Raw genomic sequence first — 16940 nt, 5'->3', positions numbered from 1 at the left:
GACGCCTGGAGGGGCCGGGAAGTTTCTCCAGCAGGCGCGCCGAATGGTCCAGTTCCCCCACCCACAGCAGGCGGCACAGACCGCGCCCATCGACCACCAGGGTGAGGGGCAGCGCCAGATCGCGGCCCTCGGCCGCCAGGCGCTGCAGGGTGAGCAGATCCGCCACCGCATCGCCTGGATGACGCCGGTGGCAGATCTGCTCCAGCCGACGCCGCTCCGAGGGTCTCAGACCCACGGTTCTGCCGGCCAGCACTCCCTGCCTCAAGGACGCTGCACCAGCAGGCAACGCACGCCGGCGGCCCGGGCGCCGGCCCCGTCCTCGGGACTGTCGCCCACGTGCCAGACCTGGGACGGCGGCAGATCAAGCGACTCCAGGGCGATCTGGAACGGCAGAGGCGACGGCTTGGCGGCCCCGGCACTGCTGGACACCACCACCGCCGCGAACAGATCCGCCAGGCCCAGGCCCTCCAGCAGCGGCTGCAGCCGCCGGTCGAAGTTGCTGACCACGGCCAGGCGCAGCCCCGCCCCGTGCCAGCGGCGCAGAACGGCGGGCACATCGGCGTAGACGTGCCACAGGGAGGGATCGGCGAAGCGATCAAACAGGGCGTCGTGGAGGGCCGCCGGGGCCGCGGCTGCACCGGCGGCCCCGAGGACGGCATCGATGCGCTCCCCCCACCAGCGGCGCTCCGCCTGGAGCAGGCTGTCGCCCTCGAGGCCTGGGAAGGCCAGGGTTGGGGCCTGCCGCAGCACGCCAGGGAAGGCCCGGTCGATGGCGTCGGCGGCGACGTCTAGGCCGTGCTCGGCCGCCACGGCGGCGTAGGTGTTGCCCACCGAGCTGCGCAGGCCGATCAAGGTGCCCATGGCATCGAGCAGCAGGCCCCTGGGACGGGGCCAGGTCGACGGGGGAGCCGGCATCGCCGTCATGGTGTCCAGTCGGCCAGCCAGCCGGCGGCGACCCTCAGCTGGTGAGGGCGGCCCGGCAGACGGGTCAGGTAGGCCAGCCGGCGTAGCTGGTAGGCCGCCGGTCCGGCCAGGGTGACACCGGAGCCGGTGAGGCTGGCTTCACCGACGCCCAGGCTCATCATTTCGCCCAGATCCTTCCACTGGAAGGGCTCCAGGGGTTCGCCCCGCAGGGAGTGGATCAGGTTGGTGGCCAGCACCGCGGCCTGCTGGAAGGCCACCTGGGCCGTGGCCGGCGTGGCGGCGCCCGGAGCCTCGCTGTCCGTTCCTTCCGGATCCACCGGGGCTGCCAGATCTCCGGCCACAAAAAGATCGCGATGGTCCTGCAGGCGCAGATCGGCACCGCAGAGCAGGCGGCCGCGGCTGTCGCAGGCGGGGGGGGGATCGATCCGGGGTGCCCGGAAGCTCAATCCGGCGGTCCAGACCACCGCCCGAACGGCGAGGGTTTCGCTGTGGGCGGGGCTCTCCCCATCGGATTGGCAGCGGAGGCTGATCGCTTCGGCGTCGACCGCCTCCACCTGGGTCCCGAGGCGCAGACGCACGTCACGGCGCCGCAGGGCCAGGGCGGCCTGTTCCCGGTTGAAGGCCCTGGACTGGGGCAGCAGCTGCGGCCCTTGCTCGATCAGTTCGATCACGGCGCTGCCCTCGGCCATGTCGGCGAGCTTGCAGGCCAGCTCCACCCCGGTGGGGCCCGCCCCCACCACGGCGAGGCGCTGCAGGGGGCGACGCTGCTGTTTCAGGTCGGCCACCAGGCACTGGAGTCGCTCCACATCGGCCAGGTTGCGGAAGCCGAGGCTGTGGCGGTCGGCGCCTGGCACCGCAAAGGTGTTGCTTTCGGCGCCCGTGGCGATCACCAGGCGGCCGTAGGGGAGGGTCCGGCCCGCCGCCGTGTGCAGTTCGTGGCGCTCGGCATCGATCCGCTCCACCCGGTCCTGCAGCCAGGCCAGGCCGCGGCCCGCGAGCAGAGCGTCGTAGCGGGGGGCGATTTCCCAGCAGCGCAACTCACCGCTGAGCAGTTCGTAGAGGAGGGGAAGAAACAGGAACCGGTCGTTCGGCTCGATCAGCAGGACGGGCGGATGGTTCTTCCGCTGGGCCAGGGCCAGGGCTGTGTACAGACCTCCGAAGCCACCCCCGACGATGACGACGTTCTGGGCCTTTTCCGGTTGCCCTTGCATGACGTCACCTTAACCACAATCCCCGGATGCCTGAAGGGCGATGATGGGGCGATGGTGTCCTTCCCCCTCACGGCTTCCATCAGCCCCGAGGGCAGCGCGGCTGGTCCGGATGCGGCCCACCAGGCCCTGCCCCGGGATCGCCATGGAGCGGCCATCGACCTCGATGCCGCCCGTTCCGAGCTCGAGCCCCTCGATGCCATCGGCCGGATGCGCTGGGCCCAGGAGGCCTTCGCCGGCCACTTCGCCATCACCACGAGTTTCGGCATCCAGTCGGCGGTGATGCTCCACATGGTGAGCGCCCTCGACGGCTCCGGCGCCTGGCCGGCGATCCCCGTGCTCTGGGTCGATACGGGCTATCTGCCCCCCGAGACCTACCGCTACGCAGACGAGCTCTGCGAACGCCTCCAGCTGAATCTGCATGTCCTGCAGGCTGAAATCAGCCCGGCCCGGATGGAGGCCCTGCACGGCCGCCTCTGGGAAACGGGGAATCCTGAGGACATGCGCGCTTACAACCGGCTGCGCAAGGTCGAACCCCTAGACCGCAGACTGGAGCAGCTGGAGGTGCATTGCTGGGCCAGTGGCGTGCGCGCCGGCCAGACCGACCACCGCGGTGCGATGCATTGCCTCGATCCGGTGCGGGAGCGTTGGTCGCTGCGGCCCCTGCTCGCCTGGAGCCGCCGTGACGTCTACTACTACTTGCGGGAGCACGACCTGCCCCAGCACCCGCTGTTCGAGCAGGGGTATTCCACGGTGGGCGACTGGCACACCAGCGCCCCTGACGACGGCACCACCAATGGCCGGTCCACACGGTTTGGCGGGCTGCAGCAGGAGTGCGGCATCCACATGCCCGGGCTGATGGGCGAGGGCATCTGAGGTGCAGGCTTGCCAGCTTCGCTGGCTGCTGATCGGCAACAGCCGCTGGCACTGGGCCCTGGGCGGGGCGGACGGATTGGGGGGCGAACCGGTGCCGCAATTTCTTCACCTGCCCCCGCAGGTGGCTGCGGTGGATCCGCCCGTGGCCTGGGCGGCGGTGGGCCGGGTGCCTCCCGAGGCCGCCCTGCCAGCGGAGACGCGCCTGGCTCTGGAGGATGTGCCCCTGGCTGACGCCCCCCCCTGGCTGGGCATCGATCGGGCCCTGGCGGGCTGGTGGGCGGCGCGGGTCACCGGCGGCCCCGTGCTGGTGGCCGATGTCGGCACGGTGCTGAGTCTCACCCGGGTCGACGGCCGTGGGCGCTTCGCCGGCGGCCGGTTGATGGCGGGCGCGGCCCTGCAGCTGGGGGCCATGGGCTCGGGCACCGAGGGTTTGCCTTCCCTGGAGAGGCCCCTGGTGGGTGACGTCAGCGGGGAGTCCTGGCCGCGGGCCACCGAGGCGGCGATGCGGCAGGGGGTGGCCGAGGGGCTGGCCGCCGCGGTGCTGGAGGCCGGACGGCAGGCCAGGACGCTGGAGGCCGGCTGCCGGATCGTGCTCACAGGGGGAGACGGACCAACCCTGCTGCCGCTGTTGCGCAGGGCGGGGATGGGGGAGGCCGTCCTGCTGCACCGCCCCGATCTCTGCCTGGAGGCCCTTGTGGCCCTGCGGCCCCGTCCGCCGGCCGGCGCCGTTCAGGCCAGGCCCAGGTCCTCGAGGATCTGATCGGCCATGGCTTCGGCCTTCACCTTGAGATAAACGCGCTCCAGCTTGCCCTCGGCATCGACCACGAAGGTGTGCCGCATCATCCCCATGTACTCCTTGCCCATGAACTTCTTGAGGCCGTAGCTGGCGTACGACTCGGCCACCGGGCAGGGCTCGGCGTCGGTCAGCAGGGTGAAGGGCAGGTCGTACTTGGCGACGAACTTGCCGTGGCTGGCCGCCCCGTCCTTGCTGATGCCCAGCACCCGGATGCCATGGGTTTCGAAGGCGCTCCAGCGGTCCCTGAAGTTGCAGGCTTCCTTCGTGCAGCCCGGCGTGTCGTCCTTTGGATAGAAGTAAATGACCACACGCTGCCCCTTCAACGCGGCCAGGGACACGGCCTCGCCCGTCTGATCGGGGAGGGTGAAATCGGGGGCTGGATCTCCCACCTGCAGGGCCATGGATCGAACCTTGAAAACGAAGGAGGCGCCTGTAGCCTAGGGGAGTCAGTCCTAGCGGGTCCCTTTGGCATCCAGGGCTCCCGAGCCGGCTGAGTCGCGGCGAGACAGTCCCACGTCGTGCCCGAAACCCCTGTCTTCTGTGTGGAGAGGCAAAGAAACCGCACACATGCTGTAGTCAGAAGCACTCTGGATCGCTAGGTTGACTTTGAAGTCAACATCGTCTCCCGTGTTCAAGCAACTTCTCACCGGTCTCTTCGTGGGAACGGCCCTCACGGCTTCCGTGCTGCCCGCTTCCGCGGCTGTGGACAATGATCTGCCTGTGCGTTGGAACACCGGCGGTGCCGTGTGGTCCACCAATCAGAGTGCCTTCGACACCTTCCTGAAGTCCGGTGACATCACCGACCGCGGCCTGGAGGGCGGTCTCGCCCGCTCCGGCTGGACCTCCGACGAAGTCAAGTCGGGCATGAACAAAACCTACGCCGTCAACCTGGTGGGGGTGTCGCGCTTCCTCTATTCCGCCGCCGGTGTGAAGTTCCTGAAGAACGCCACCAACAGCTATTTCCCTTACTACAGCATGAATACCTATGCTGTTCAGGCCCTCCGGTCGGCGATCATCTCCGACTCCAAGGACGGCTCGATCTCCTCGGCCGGCATCATGAAGGCCCTGCCCACCGACTTCCGTCTGGCTGATTTCTGCAACACCTACACCGGTTCCCAGAACATCTGCGCCGAAGGCCGTTGCCAGGCCGGCACCGCCCAGTGCACCTCCCTGCTGTCCTGGTACGTCTTTCTGCCCGCCTGCATCCAGGCCAACCAGATGGCCGATCCCGTGGCCATGGTCCGTGACACCCCCGCCCCTGCTCCTGTGATGGATCAGCCGGTTCGCGGCCTCTGGTGAGCGACCGGGGAGGCTCTCTCCCCACCCGCTTCAGCCCCGGCGTTGCCGGGGCTTTTTTATGGCCCCGGGTTTCTGTGGGCCAGCAGCAGGGTGTGCCCGAGGGGCTGGGGCAGGGACACCCCCCGTCGCTCCCGGAACAGGGCCTCGAGGCCCTTGCGGCCAGCGGCCGGAAGGACCGAGGCCAGATGCTTCCGGTAGTTGGCCTCCCTGCCGAACCAGCGCTCCAGCAGGGCGTCGCCCAGGGAAAGCTCGAGTCCCTCCTCCCAGAAGCGGCGCTGCACGATCCAGCCAAGGGATTCCAGGGTCTCCTGGACCCGATCGGCCAGCTGGGCGTCGCCTGCCAGCCACTCCCGTTCCCGGTCGGCCGCGCGCTCAAGAACGGCCGGCACGTTGCCTGCGTCGCGGCTGAGCAGGTGGGTACGCAGGCTGCCCGCCGGTCCCAGCAACGGATGGGTGAACAGCAAGCGGGCCCGGGCTCCCGGGGCCGCCAGGGCCGTGAGCTGCTCCAGCCAGGCCAGCCGTTGCGGCGCTGAACAGGTCCGCCACGGTTGACGCGCGGCGATCCACTCGAAGCGACCCTCGCCTTTGGGCGGAGCGGCCAGCTGCGCCTGGAGCTGGTCGGGGGCGTCGGGTGCCACCGCCAGCAGGCGTGGGCGCCGCAGCTGATCCAGCAGCTGCAGCTGGGCCTGCAGGCGATCGAGCACTGCCGTTGACGGCGTGGTGAGCACCACCTCCCCCTCGCTGGTGGCCTCGAGCGGATCGAGGGCCCAGAGCAGGGAGTGGGCTTCGACCACCAGCACCCGGTCGAGGCGCCCGATCGCGGCGTCCTGCCAGAAGCGCTGGCGCAGCCGGTCGAGCCGTTCCCCCTCGGCCCCGGCCTGGCGCTGCAGCCAGCGGTTCAGCAGGGGGTCGTCCGGACTGCTGCTGAGCAGGTCGCCCCGGTCATCGGCCGCGGTTTCGGCCGCGGCGGCCAGCTGGGCGGCCCGGCGCTGCTGCAGCCGTTTGCGCAACCCCCCTTCCCAGCCCAGGGATCCCGGCTGCCAGAACACCTCCCCCTGCAGGGCCTGGGGCAGGTACTGCTGGGCCACCCAGTGGTCGGCATAGGCGTGGGGATAGCGGTAGCCCACCCCATCGCCGAAGGCCTGCCCGTCCCGGTTGGCATCGCGCAGATGGGCCGGCACCTGCTGGCGGCGGCTCTCGCGCACCGCCTTCACCGCATCGAAGAAGCCCAGGCTGCTGTTGCTCTTCTCGGTGCCGGCCAGATAAAGGGTGGCGTGGGCCAGGGGGTAGAGCCCCTCCGGCAGACCCACCCGGTCGAAGGCGGCGGCGCACGCCTCCACCACCACCATCGCCTGGGGATCGGCCAGGCCGATGTCCTCGCCGGCGGAGATCAGCAGACGCCGCAGGATGAAGCGGGGGTTCTCGCCCGCTTCCACCATCCGCGCCAGCCAGAACAGGGCCGCGTCCGGATCGGAGCCCCGGATCGATTTGATGAAGGCGCTGATGGTGTCGAAGTGGGCATCACCCTGCTTGTCGTAGAGCACCGCCCGCTGCTGGATCGATTCCTCGGCAATGGCCAGATCGATGCGGATCACGCCGCCTGCATCGGCTTCGGTGGTTTCCACCGCCAGTTCCAGGGCATTGAGCAGGCTGCGGGCATCGCCCCCCGCCACGTCCAGCAGGTGGGCGGTGGCCTCCTCGGACAGTTCGACGCGGCGCTGGCCGAAGCCGTGCTCTGGATCCGCCAGGGCCCGCTCCAGCAATGCCCGCAGGTCGTCCGGTTCCAGGGGCTGGAGGCGGAACAGGCGGGAGCGGCTGACCAGGGCCTTGTTGACTTCGAAGTAGGGATTTTCGGTGGTGGCCCCGATCAGGGTGACGGTGCCGTTCTCCACCCAGGGCAGCAGGGCGTCCTGCTGGGCACTGTTGAACCGATGCACCTCGTCGATGAACAGGATCGTGCGCAGGCCGTGGTGCTCCAGGCGCAACTTGGCGGCGTCCACCTCGGCGCGCAGGTCCTTCACCCCGGCCAGCACGGCGTTGAGGCTGCTGAAGTGGGCCCGAGTGCTGCCGGCGATGATCCGCGCCAGGGTGGTCTTGCCGGTGCCGGGGGGGCCGTGCAGGATCAGGTTGCCGACCCGGTCGGCGGCGATGGCACGGCGCAGCAGCCGGCCCGGACCCAGGATCGCCGCCTGGCCCACGAAGTCGTCGAGGCTGCGCGGCCGCAGGCGGTCGGCCAGCGGGGCGATCCTGCGCCTGGCTTGCTCGCCCTGATGGCTGAACAGATCACTCACCGCCCCATCATCCCGCCGCATTGGCCTCTGGAGCGGTACGGTCTGCCGGAAGCCTTGCTAATCGCTGAACCCGTGATCGGCCATCCGAGCAGGCCGCCGTCTGGCGAGGCCCCCACGAGGCGATGTCGATGGACTGGCCGGGGTCTCCAGGGAGCAGCCGCCGCCCTGTTCGGCGCCACCCTGCTGGGGGCCTGCCAGGCCGAACCTCCCGCCGCCCGGCCGCCCCTTTCGGTCAGCGCCGAAGCCGCCACCCTGGCGCCCTTCACCGACAACGTCGACACCGTCAGCACCCTGGAGGCCCTCGAGGAGGTGCGGCTGGCGGCCCAGGCCGGCGGGCGCATCAAGCGCCTGCTGGTGGGCCAGGGAGACAAGGTGGCCAGCGGCCAGCTGCTGCTGGTGCTCGATCAGGCCCAGATCCGGGCCGATGTGGCTCGACTGGAGGCGGAGGTGCAGACCAACAAGCTCAACTTCGAGCGCTACGAATACCTCGTGCGTCAGGGGGCGGCCAGCGCCTTCCAGCGGGACAGTTTCCGCCAGAACTACATCTCCTCCCAGCAGAATCTGGTGTCCCGCCGGGCGGATCTGGCCTTCCGCGATCTCGTGGCCCCCACCGGCGGCACCGTGGGGGATGTGAAGGTGAAGGTGGGCGATGTGATCAAGGAGGGCGATCCATTCACCACGATCATCCGCAACGACCGCCTGACGGCCCGGGTGGATGTGCCGGCCGTGTTCTCCAATCGGTTGCGGCTGGGGCAGACGGTGATCCTCATGGATCCCGCCACCAACAAGCCGATGGCCCAGAGCGTGATCAGATCCCTCGATCCCGGCGTGGTGGCCGGCACCCAGTCGCTGCTGGCCAAGGCCGAGTTCGCCAATCCGTCGGGGGTGCTGCGCACCGGTCTGCGCACCCGCACCCGCCTGGTGCTGGACAGCCGCCAGGAGCTCTCGGTGCCCTTCGCCGCCGTTACGCAGATCTCCGGCCAGAGCTTTGTCTACGCGGTGGGCAGCCTGGCCGACCTGGAGCGGCGTCCGGGCCGGACCGATCTGGCCGTGGCACGCAAGCTCCCCGCCGGCACCAGCTTCGCCCTGCAGACCCCCGTGCAGCTGGGGCCCTTGCAGAACAACCGCTATCCGGTGCTCAAGGGACTCCAGGCTGGGGCCCGCGTCATCACCACCAACCTGATCAATCTCCGCAACGGCGCGCCCGTCAAGGTCAACTGAGCCCAGCCTGATGTCACCTTCGAACACGTTCATCCTCAGGCCGGTGCTCACCACGGTGTGCAGTCTGTTGATCGTGATCGCCGGACTGATCGCGATCCCGCTGCTGCCGATCGAGAATCTGCCGGACATCGCTCCTCCGACGGTGAGGGTCACCTCCCGCTATGTGGGGGCCGATGCGGTCAGCGTGGAGCAGGGCGTCACGAGTGTGCTCGAGCAGCAGATCAATGGGGTGGAGAACATGGAGTTCATCACCTCCAACAGTGCGGCCGATGGTTCCAGTGCCATCTCCGTCACGTTTGCTAGCGGCAGTGATGGCGACATCAACCAGGTGAATGTGCAGAACCGGGTATCCCTGGCCCAGCCGAGCCTGCCGGAAGAGGTACGCCAGTCGGGCATCACGGTGAACAAGGCCTCAAACTCCATCCTCCTTGTTTATAATTTCACCAGCGAAGATCCGAAACAGCAATTCAGCCTTGAGACCATCAGCGGGCTCCTGGATCAGAACATCACCGATGCTGTCCGGCGGGTTCCGGGCGTCGGTGAACTCACCTACTTCGGCAACCGGCAGCTGGCCTTCCGCCTCTGGCTCGACCCGGATCGCCTGGCGGCCAACAAGCTGAGCGCCGCCGATGTGGTGCAGGCCCTGCGCAGCCAGAATCGTCTGGTGCCCGTCGGACGCATCGGCGGTGCCCCCTCCCCCGAGGGCCAGCAGTTCACCCTGACGGTGCAGCTGCAGGGACGGTTGCGGACCACCGAGGAATTCGGGGCGATGATCCTGCGCTCCACCTCCGAGGGCGGGCTGGTGCGCCTGAGCGACGTGGGACGGGTGACGCTGGGGGGTGAATCCTTCGACATCGAAGCCACCGACCTGCGCGGTGTTCCATCGGTGGGGATGGCGATTTATCAGCTCACCGGCAGCAATGCCCTCGAAGTCTCCAGTGGCGTGGAGGAAGTGATCAAGGAATTCGAGGACGTCATGCCGGCGGGCATGACGATCCAGAAGATCTACGACAACACCGAGTTCGTCGAGGCCTCGATCGATGGCGTCACCTCCGCCCTGCGGGAAGCGGTGGTGCTGGTGGTGCTGATCCTGTTCCTGTTCCTGCAGAACTGGAAGGCCACCCTGGTGCCGGCCATCGCCATCCCGGTGGCCCTGGTGGGCACGTTTCTGTTCGTGCAGGCTTTCGGCTTCACCCTCAACCAGCTCACCCTTTTCGGCCTGGTGCTGGCCACGGGGTTGGTGGTGGATGACGCCATCACCGTGATTGAGGACACCTCGACCAAGAAAGCCTCCGGGCTGAGCGCCCTGGAGAGCTCCAAAGCCACCATGGATGAGTTGTTCGGGGCGGTGATCGCCACCTCCCTGGTGCTGTTCGCGGTGTTTGTACCGGTGCTGTTCTTCCCCGGGGCCACCGGAACGATCTACAAGCAGTTCGCTGCCACGATCATCTTCTCGATCCTGATCTCCACGTTCAACGCCCTCACCTTCTCGCCGATGCTCTCGGCCCTGTTGCTGGCCCGGGAGAGCGAGCCGCCCAGCCGCCGTACCTATGCCATCTCCGGGGTGTTCATCGGCTTCGTGTACGGCCTCCTCGCCAGCGGCGGCGGCACCCTGGTGGCCCTGGGCATGCTGGCGCTGGCCACGGGGATCGGCTTTGGCCTGCTTCTGATCACGGGTCTCCCCCTGCGGCTGCCCTTCGCGATCGGTGGCGCCGTCTCGGCCCTGCTGCTGGCGGGGGTCAACAACCAACTGGAGGTGTTGATCTACTCCCTGATCGGTGGGGTGCTGGGTTGGGGAGCTCCCTTCATCTTCCGGCGCTTCAACGTCATCTATGGCGCTGTTGAGCGGCGCTATCAAGCTGGACTGGGCTGGGTGCTCGGCAAGCGTCGTCTCATGATGGCTCTCCTGGCCGGTGGCATCGTTCTCACCGGTTTCGCCTTCACCTCCATCCCGACGGGCTTCGTGCCCGTGGAGGATCAGGGCTACGCCATCGGCTTCGTCCAGGCCCCCGACGGGGCTTCTCTCGAAAACACCCGCCGCATCAACCAGCGGGTGGCCGAAATCCTGCGCAGCGAAAAGGACATCACCACGGCGGCGGTGTTCAGCGGCGCCAGTCTCGATGGCAACGCCCCCAACCGGGGCCTGTTCTTCTTCGGCACCCGCAACTGGGATGAGCGCACCTCCTCGGACCAGTCGGTGGCGGCGATCACCCAGCGGCTGAACCGCAAGCTCTCGGTGATCGAGGAGGCCAGGATCATTGTCGTCGAACCCCCCGCCATTCCCGGCTACGGCACGGGCGCCGGTTTCGAGATGCAGATGCTCAACCGCAGCGGTGGCTCCCTCACGCCTGCGGATTTCTTCGCGGCGGCCACCCAGCTGGTCGGCAAGGCCAATCAGAGCGGCCTGTTCGACCGGGTGTTCACCCAGTTCTCTCCTGAAGCCCCCCAGCTGCAGATCCTCGTCGACCGCGACCGTATGGCCGCTCTCGGAGTCGACTACGGCACGGCGATGCAGACCTTCAGCTTCAACATCGGTTCGTTCTATGTGAATGACACCTTCGATGCCGGCAGGGTGCGCCGCATCTTCGTGCAGGCCGATGAGCGCTACCGCTCCAATCCGGACCAGCTGAAATCCCTGTACGTGCCCAATGCCAGGGGTGATCAGATTCCCCTGTCGGAGTTCATCCAGGTGGAGCCGGTCACGGGTCCTTCGGTGATTCCCCGCTTCAACCTGTTCCGCTCCATCAAGGTGGAGGGTTCAGCCCTTGCCGGGCGCAGCTCCGGCCAGGCGATCAAGGACATCCAGGACATCTTCGAGAGCCTGTCTACCACCGGCATCGGCTTCGACTGGACCGGCATTTCACGGGAGGAGGTGAGCGCTGGAGCCCTGGCGATCGTGATTTTCGCCCTCGGGATTCTCGCGGTTTATCTGGTGCTTTCAGCCCAGTACGAGAGCTACAGCGATCCTTTGATCATCCTGATGACCGTGCCGACGGCCATGCTGGGCGCCCTGGCTTTCCTGGCCCTGAGGGGTGAAGTCCTCAACATCTACGCCCAGGTGGGCCTGGTGATGCTGATCGGCCTGGCGGCCAAGAACGGCATCCTGATCGTTGATCTCGCCAACCAGCGCATGGAGGAGGGCGCAAGTGCCATGGAGGCGGCACGGGCCTCGGCCCAGTCCCGCTTCCGGCCGATTCTGATGACCGCCATCTCCTCCCTGTTCGGCTTCCTGCCCCTGGTGCTGGCCACCGGTGCCGGTGCCCGCAGCCAGGCCTCCCTGGGTACGGTGGTGTTTGGCGGCCTGGCCGTGGCCACGGTGTTGTCCCTGTTCGTGGTGCCGGTGTTCTACGTCGTCGTGAAACAGCTCACAGGGGCTTCGCCTCCGGCGGCGGCTGAGGCCCCGGCGGGCGGAGCGTCCTGATGGCGGCCCCCTGCCCACCACTCAGTGGCCGGCGGGTGCTGGGTGCAGGCATGATCACCGGTCTGGTGGGGTTGGCGATCGCCCAGTTCCTGCGGGCCATCGTGGCGAACACTCCCCTGAGGATCACTCCCCAGGCCCTGTTCTGGAGCACGGTGGTGTTCGGAGGCTTCGGCGTCGTGGCCGGCATGGCGGTGGAGGCGGTGCGCCAGCTGCAGGAGTCCAATCCGGAGCCTGAGTACCACCGGCACCACAGCCGCCGAGGCGGGCCTGGCCCCCACGCCTGAGGGGCCGCAAGTCGCTCCGGACCAGTGGGGCGAAGCGGTCTTTCCCGGTACCTTTCAGAGGTATGAACCGGTCCGGTGCGCAGGCAGACCTTCCCCCCTCTCCTTCCCCTGGCGCTGGTGCTGGCGGCCTGCGGCGCCCCTAAGCCCGAGGCCAAACGACCGCTGGTGGTGCAGACGGTGACAGTGGGGGAGTTCCGTTTTGCCCCGGGCATCGAGACGATCAGCGTCATCGAGTCCACCTCCAACGTGGTGATGCGGCCCCAGTCCGATGGCCGGGTGGTCCGCATCCTGGCCAGGGAGGGCCAGCGGGTGAAGGCGGGCCAGCCCATCCTCGTGCTCGACAACGTGCAGGAATCGGCCACCCTCGATTCGGATCGGGCCGAGGCGATCAAGGATCGCGTCAACGCGGAGCGCTACGTCTTCCTCAACGAGCAGGGGGCCGTCTCGACCAAAGACCGGGATTACTACATCACCCAGGCGATCCAGAGCCGGGACCAGGCCCGCTCCAGCGCCGCCACCCTGGGCTACAAGTTCGTCACCGCCCCCATTGACGGGGAAATCGGCAACCTCGATTCCGTCAAACTCGGCGATTACGTGCGCCAGGGCCAGGCGATCACCGGAATCGTCAACAACAGCTCTCTCTGGACCCTGATGGATGTGCCGGCCACCCAGTCCAGCCAGGTGAAGATCGGCCAGCCGGTGCAGGTGGAGAGCCAGAGCAATCCTCCGGTGAAGGGCGTGGGCCAGGTGGTGTTCGTCTCCCCGTACTTCGCCACCGCTCAGCAGGGCTCCTCCACCCAGCCGAATACGGTGCTGGTGAAAGCGGTGTTTCCGAATCTCACGGGGGTCCTGAAGACCGGCCAGTACGTGCGCAACCGCATCATCACCGGCATCAGCGACCAGCTGGCGGTGCCGGTGGAGGCGGTGATGATGCAGGCCCAGCAACCCTTCGTGTATAAGGTGCTGCCCCTCGCCACGATCCTGCCCCAGATCAAGGCCTCCGATCAGCTGTTGCCCGCCCAGAAGCAGCAGCTGGAGAAACTTCCCGGCACCACGCCGGTGGTGGTTCAGACGGCTGTGACGCTCGGCAAGCTGCAGAACAACGCCTATCCGGTGCTTTCAGGCCTGGCCAAGGGGGATGAGGTGGTGGTGAGCAACACGGCCCTGCTGCGCTCCGGCATGCCGGTGAAGCGGGCGCCGGCGCCAGCGGCGAGCTGAGCGAACCGATGTCATTCTCCGATAACTTCATCAAGCGGCCGGTCCTGACCACCGTCTGCAGCATCCTGATCGTGCTGGTGGGTCTGATCGCCATTCCCACCCTCTCGATTGAGAACCTCCCAAACATCGCCCCTCCGCTGATCCAGGTGACCTCCAACTATGGAGGCGCCAATTCCCTGGTCACTGAGCAGGCGGTGACCAACCCCATCGAGCAGCAGATCAACGGCGTTCCGGGCGCGAATTACATTTCCTCCACCAGCAACATGTCTGGGACGAGCACGATTCAGGTCTTTTTCAACGAAGGGACTGATATCAACATCGACCAGGTGAATGTCCAGAACCGCGTCTCCCTGGCGATGCCCCAGTTGCCCCAGCAGGTGCAGGCCACCGGGGTTTCGGTGATGCAGAGCACCCCGTCGATCCTGCTGGCCTATCAGGTCTCCTCGACGGAAGGCCAGTTCGATGCCTCCTATCTCAACGGCCTCATCTATCAGAACCTTTATTTTCAGCTGGAGAGGGTGCCCGGCGTGGCCACCGTCAACCTGCTGGGTGGCAGCAATCCCGCTTTCTGGTTGTTCGTCGATGCCAACAAGCTGACAGCCAACAATCTCACCGCCGACCAGGTGGTCAATGCGGTGAGCAGCCAGAACTCCGTGGCGATCGGTGGCCTGGTGGGGGGACCGCCAGCAGGGGGAAACCAGAAGTTCGCCTACCCGATCCTGGTGGAGAACAACGGAAATCTGGTGTCGGTTGAGGAGCTCAACAACCTGATCGTCGGCCGCACGCCCGCCGGCAACCTGCTGCGGCTCAAGGATGTCGGCGAGGCCACCTACGGCGCTAACACCTACGCCCAGCAGGCCGTCAGCATCGAGGGCCACCCCTCGATCACGGTCGCCGTCTTCCAGACCCCCGAGAGCAATGCCCTCGACGTTTCGAACCAGGTGGTGCAGGTGATGAATCAGTTCACCCAGACCGTCCCTCCGGGGGTCAAGGTGTTCGAGATCTACAACATCGGCCAGTTCATCGAGTCGGCCGTGGAGGGCGTGGTGGATGCCCTTGGCCTGGCCATTGTGCTGGTGCTGTTGATCCTGTTTCTGTTTCTGCAGGACTGGAGGGCCACCGTGGTGCCCAGCCTGGCGATTCCGATCTCCCTGATCGGCACCTTCGCCTTCGTGAAGATCTTCGGTTTCTCGATCAACCAGCTCACCCTGCTGGGCCTGGTGCTGGCCACGGGCCTGGTGGTGGATGACGCCATCGTGGTGATCGAAGCGGTGGAGAAGAACCTGGAGAAGGGGATGCGCCCCCGCCAGGCCGCCATGGAATGCATGGGTGAATTGTTCGGTGCCCTGGTGGCCACAGCCCTGGTGCTGATGGCGGTGTTTGTGCCTGTGGCCTTCTATCCCGGGGGCATCGGCATCATCTACAAGCAGTTCGCTCTCACCATCGCCTTCTCGATTGCGATCTCCGCCTTCAATGCGCTCACCTTCTCCCCTATGCTTTCTGCCCTGTTGCTGAGGAGCCAGAAGTCGGCGCCTCCGGGCCGGCTGGTGGGCATCATCGGTGGCGTGGTGGTGGGCCTGGCCTTCGGCCGTTTCAGCGCCGCCTCCTTCGGCAACCTCACGTACGTCTTGGGCGTGGTGGTCGGTGTGCTGGCCGGCGCCAATCTGGTCTGGATCTTCAACCGCTTCAACGCCTTCTTCACACGCCTGGAGCGCGGCTATGCCGCGATGGTGGCGGCCCTGATCGCCAGGCGCCGCTGGATCTTGGTGGGTCTGGGCGGCGGCATCGCCCTCACCCTGTTCGCCTTCTCCGCCCTTCCCTCCGCCTTCATCCCGGAAGAAGACCAGGGCTATGGCATGGGCATCTTCCAGCTCCAGAACGGTGCCTCCCTCAGCCAGACCCAGGCCACAGCCCTGGAGGTGGCCAAGGTGCTCAATGCCGAGCCGGAGATCATCGCCGGTTCGGTGGTGAGTGGCTACGGCTTCAACGGCTCCAGTCCTGATCAGGGGGTGTTCTTCTTCGGCTTCAAGCCGCTCGAGGAACGCAGCGGGACCGATCAGAAGGCACCGGCGATCGTCAACCGGCTCAACGCCAAGTTCAGCGAGATCAGCTCCGGCATGGCGGTGGCGGCCCAGCCTCCGGCGATCCCGGGCTTCTCGGCCCAGGGCGGCTTCTACTTCCAGTTCAACGATCTCAGCAATGGGGCCTACAGCTTCAACCAGCTCAATGACCAGGCCAAACAACTGATCCAGGCGGGCACGGCCAGCGGCGGCTTCTCCACCCTTTACACCCAGTTCATCCCCAGCGCCCCGGCCTTCGGGCTGAAGATCGACCGCTCGATCCTCGGGGCCCTCAACGTCGATTTCCAGCAGGCGATGCAGACCATCGCCGTGCTGGCGGGCAGCAACTATTCGGGCCTCACCTATGAGAGTGGCCAGGTCAGGAACATCTACGTGCAGGCGGCTTCCGAGAACCGCAGTTCCCTGGAGGATGTGCTCAGTTACTACGTGCGCAGCAAAGACAACAAGCTGGTTCAGGTGTCGGAGTTCGCCACCGCGGAACTCACCAGCGCCCCTCCGGTGATCAGCCACTTCAACCTCTACCGCACGATCCTGATTCAGGGGGCCGAGTCGATCGGCAAGAGTTCCGGGCAGGCCCTGACGTTGATCCAGGACCTCTTCCATGCCCAGGACTTCAACAACATCGGCCATGCCTTCACCGGCCTGGCTGCCCTGCAGCTGTCGGCGGGCAACGCCAGTGTGCTGGTGTTCGGCCTGGGGATCCTGGTGGTCTACTTGGTGCTTTCGGCCCAGTACGAGAGCTATGTGACGCCGGTGATCATCCTGATGACCGTGCCCCTGGCCATGCTCGGCGCCCTGGCGTTCCTGGCCCTGCGCTCGATCGATCTCAACATCTACGCCCAGGTGGGCCTGGTGACCCTGATCGGGCTGGCGGCCAAGAACGGCATCCTGATCGTCGAGGTGGCCGAGCAGCACATGAAGGAGGGCATGACGGCCGCGGAGGCCGCCATCGCCTCTGCCGAGTCGCGGCTGCGTCCGATCCTGATGACGGCCATCGCCGCCCTGGCCGGCTTCCTGCCCCTGGTGGTGGCCACCACGGCGGGGGCCAACAGCCAGCAGTCCCTGGGGACGGTGATCTTTGGCGGCCTGCTGGTGGCCACGGTGCTGTCGCTGGGGGTGGTGCCCCCCTTCTATGTCGTGGTGAAGGCCCTGGAGGCCCGTTGGTTCGGCGAGTCCGAAACCGAGCCGGCGGATCTGGCCGTCGCCCAGGACAGCCCCCCCGGCTAGGGCCAGCCTGGCTGCAGGCATGTAACGAATCATTCGCCGGCCTGGCTGCGCCATTGCGGTCGCAGGGCCAGGCCGTGAGGATCGTCCAAAGGGG

Annotated in this window: 12 protein-coding genes; 8 read left to right on the top strand and 4 right to left on the bottom strand. The window is 67.1% G+C overall.

All coding sequences use genetic code 11. The annotated features are described in order from the left end of the window. Positions 1-261 precede the first annotated feature (261 nt). Both KBZ12_RS13720 and KBZ12_RS13715 read right to left on the bottom strand, forming a co-directional pair. The gene (locus KBZ12_RS13720) at positions 262-924 is read right to left on the bottom strand and encodes an HAD-IA family hydrolase (protein ID WP_254958544.1); all 663 of its coding nucleotides are present in this window, start codon (positions 922-924) and stop codon (positions 262-264) included. Next, positions 921-2135, bottom strand: coding sequence for an NAD(P)/FAD-dependent oxidoreductase (locus KBZ12_RS13715; protein ID WP_254958543.1), 1215 nt, complete (start codon positions 2133-2135; stop codon positions 921-923). The genes KBZ12_RS13720 and KBZ12_RS13715 overlap by 4 nt, the downstream gene beginning before the upstream one ends. 51 nt (positions 2136-2186) lie before the next feature. Here KBZ12_RS13715 and KBZ12_RS13710 point away from each other — a divergent pair, with 51 nt between their 5' ends. Together KBZ12_RS13710 and KBZ12_RS13705 are read left to right on the top strand one after the other, a co-directional pair. Continuing rightward, the gene (locus KBZ12_RS13710; RefSeq protein WP_254958542.1) at positions 2187-3008 is read left to right on the top strand and encodes a phosphoadenylyl-sulfate reductase; all 822 of its coding nucleotides are present in this window, start codon (positions 2187-2189) and stop codon (positions 3006-3008) included. 1 nt (position 3009) lies between these two features. Further along, entirely contained in the window at positions 3010-3768 is a 759-nt protein-coding gene (locus tag KBZ12_RS13705; RefSeq protein WP_254958541.1) for a type III pantothenate kinase, read from the top strand. Here KBZ12_RS13705 and bcp read toward each other — a convergent pair. Then, a complete protein-coding gene (gene bcp / locus KBZ12_RS13700) occupies positions 3738-4205 on the bottom strand; it encodes a thioredoxin-dependent thiol peroxidase (RefSeq protein ID WP_254958540.1) in 468 nt (155 codons plus the stop codon). The two genes, KBZ12_RS13705 and bcp, sit on opposite strands and share 31 nt — an antisense overlap. Positions 4206-4431: 226 nt before the next feature. Between bcp and KBZ12_RS13695 the strand changes: the two genes are divergently transcribed. Continuing rightward, positions 4432-5103, top strand: coding sequence for an alpha/beta hydrolase (locus tag KBZ12_RS13695; RefSeq protein WP_254958539.1), 672 nt, complete (start codon positions 4432-4434; stop codon positions 5101-5103). A 56-nt stretch (positions 5104-5159) separates the two neighbouring features. Here KBZ12_RS13695 and KBZ12_RS13690 read toward each other — a convergent pair whose 3' ends face one another. Further along, positions 5160-7394 (bottom strand): AAA family ATPase, encoded by a 2235-nt coding sequence (locus KBZ12_RS13690; protein WP_254958538.1) that lies wholly within the window; start codon positions 7392-7394, stop codon positions 5160-5162. A gap of 72 nt (positions 7395-7466) precedes the next feature. On the opposite strand from KBZ12_RS13690, the gene KBZ12_RS13685 reads away from it, so the two are divergent. The 5 genes from KBZ12_RS13685 to KBZ12_RS13665 all read left to right on the top strand — a co-directional run bounded on the left by KBZ12_RS13685 (position 7467) and on the right by KBZ12_RS13665 (position 16846). Further along, positions 7467-8615: an efflux RND transporter periplasmic adaptor subunit gene (locus tag KBZ12_RS13685; protein ID WP_254958537.1), complete on the top strand. Its 1149-nt coding sequence runs from the start codon at positions 7467-7469 to the stop codon at positions 8613-8615. Positions 8616-8625: 10 nt separating this feature from the next. Further along, positions 8626-12036: an efflux RND transporter permease subunit gene (locus KBZ12_RS13680; RefSeq protein ID WP_254958536.1), complete on the top strand. Its 3411-nt coding sequence runs from the start codon at positions 8626-8628 to the stop codon at positions 12034-12036. Then, entirely contained in the window at positions 12036-12320 is a 285-nt protein-coding gene (locus tag KBZ12_RS13675; protein ID WP_254958535.1) for a hypothetical protein, read from the top strand. Before KBZ12_RS13680 ends, KBZ12_RS13675 begins: the two co-directional genes overlap by 1 nt. 75 nt (positions 12321-12395) lie before the next feature. After that, on the top strand, positions 12396-13538 hold the full coding sequence (locus KBZ12_RS13670) for an efflux RND transporter periplasmic adaptor subunit (RefSeq protein WP_254958534.1): 1143 nt from the start codon (positions 12396-12398) through the stop codon (positions 13536-13538). Between the two features lie 8 nt (positions 13539-13546). Next, the gene (locus KBZ12_RS13665; RefSeq protein ID WP_254958533.1) at positions 13547-16846 is read left to right on the top strand and encodes an efflux RND transporter permease subunit; all 3300 of its coding nucleotides are present in this window, start codon (positions 13547-13549) and stop codon (positions 16844-16846) included. Positions 16847-16940 lie beyond the last annotated feature (94 nt).

This window comes from Cyanobium sp. Cruz CV13-4-11 (assembly GCF_024346055.1).
In the GTDB taxonomy this organism is placed as follows: domain Bacteria; phylum Cyanobacteriota; class Cyanobacteriia; order PCC-6307; family Cyanobiaceae; genus Cyanobium.
The sequence above is the reverse complement of the archived record's forward strand: the minus strand, read 5'-3'. Positions and strand labels throughout refer to the sequence as shown.

Excerpts from the sequence above, each read along its gene's own strand:
- KBZ12_RS13675 (WP_254958535.1), top strand. The coding sequence starts at position 12,036 with ATGGCGGCCCCCTGCCCACCACTCAGTGGCCGGCGGGTGCTGGGTGCA.
- KBZ12_RS13680 (WP_254958536.1), top strand. The coding sequence starts at position 8,626 with ATGTCACCTTCGAACACGTTCATCCTCAGGCCGGTGCTCACCACGGTG.
- KBZ12_RS13715 (WP_254958543.1), bottom strand. The coding sequence starts at position 2,135 with ATGCAAGGGCAACCGGAAAAGGCCCAGAACGTCGTCATCGTCGGGGGT.
- KBZ12_RS13720 (WP_254958544.1), bottom strand. The coding sequence starts at position 924 with ATGACGGCGATGCCGGCTCCCCCGTCGACCTGGCCCCGTCCCAGGGGC.
- KBZ12_RS13710 (WP_254958542.1), top strand. The coding sequence starts at position 2,187 with ATGGTGTCCTTCCCCCTCACGGCTTCCATCAGCCCCGAGGGCAGCGCG.
- KBZ12_RS13665 (WP_254958533.1), top strand. The coding sequence starts at position 13,547 with ATGTCATTCTCCGATAACTTCATCAAGCGGCCGGTCCTGACCACCGTC.
- bcp (WP_254958540.1), bottom strand. The coding sequence starts at position 4,205 with ATGGCCCTGCAGGTGGGAGATCCAGCCCCCGATTTCACCCTCCCCGAT.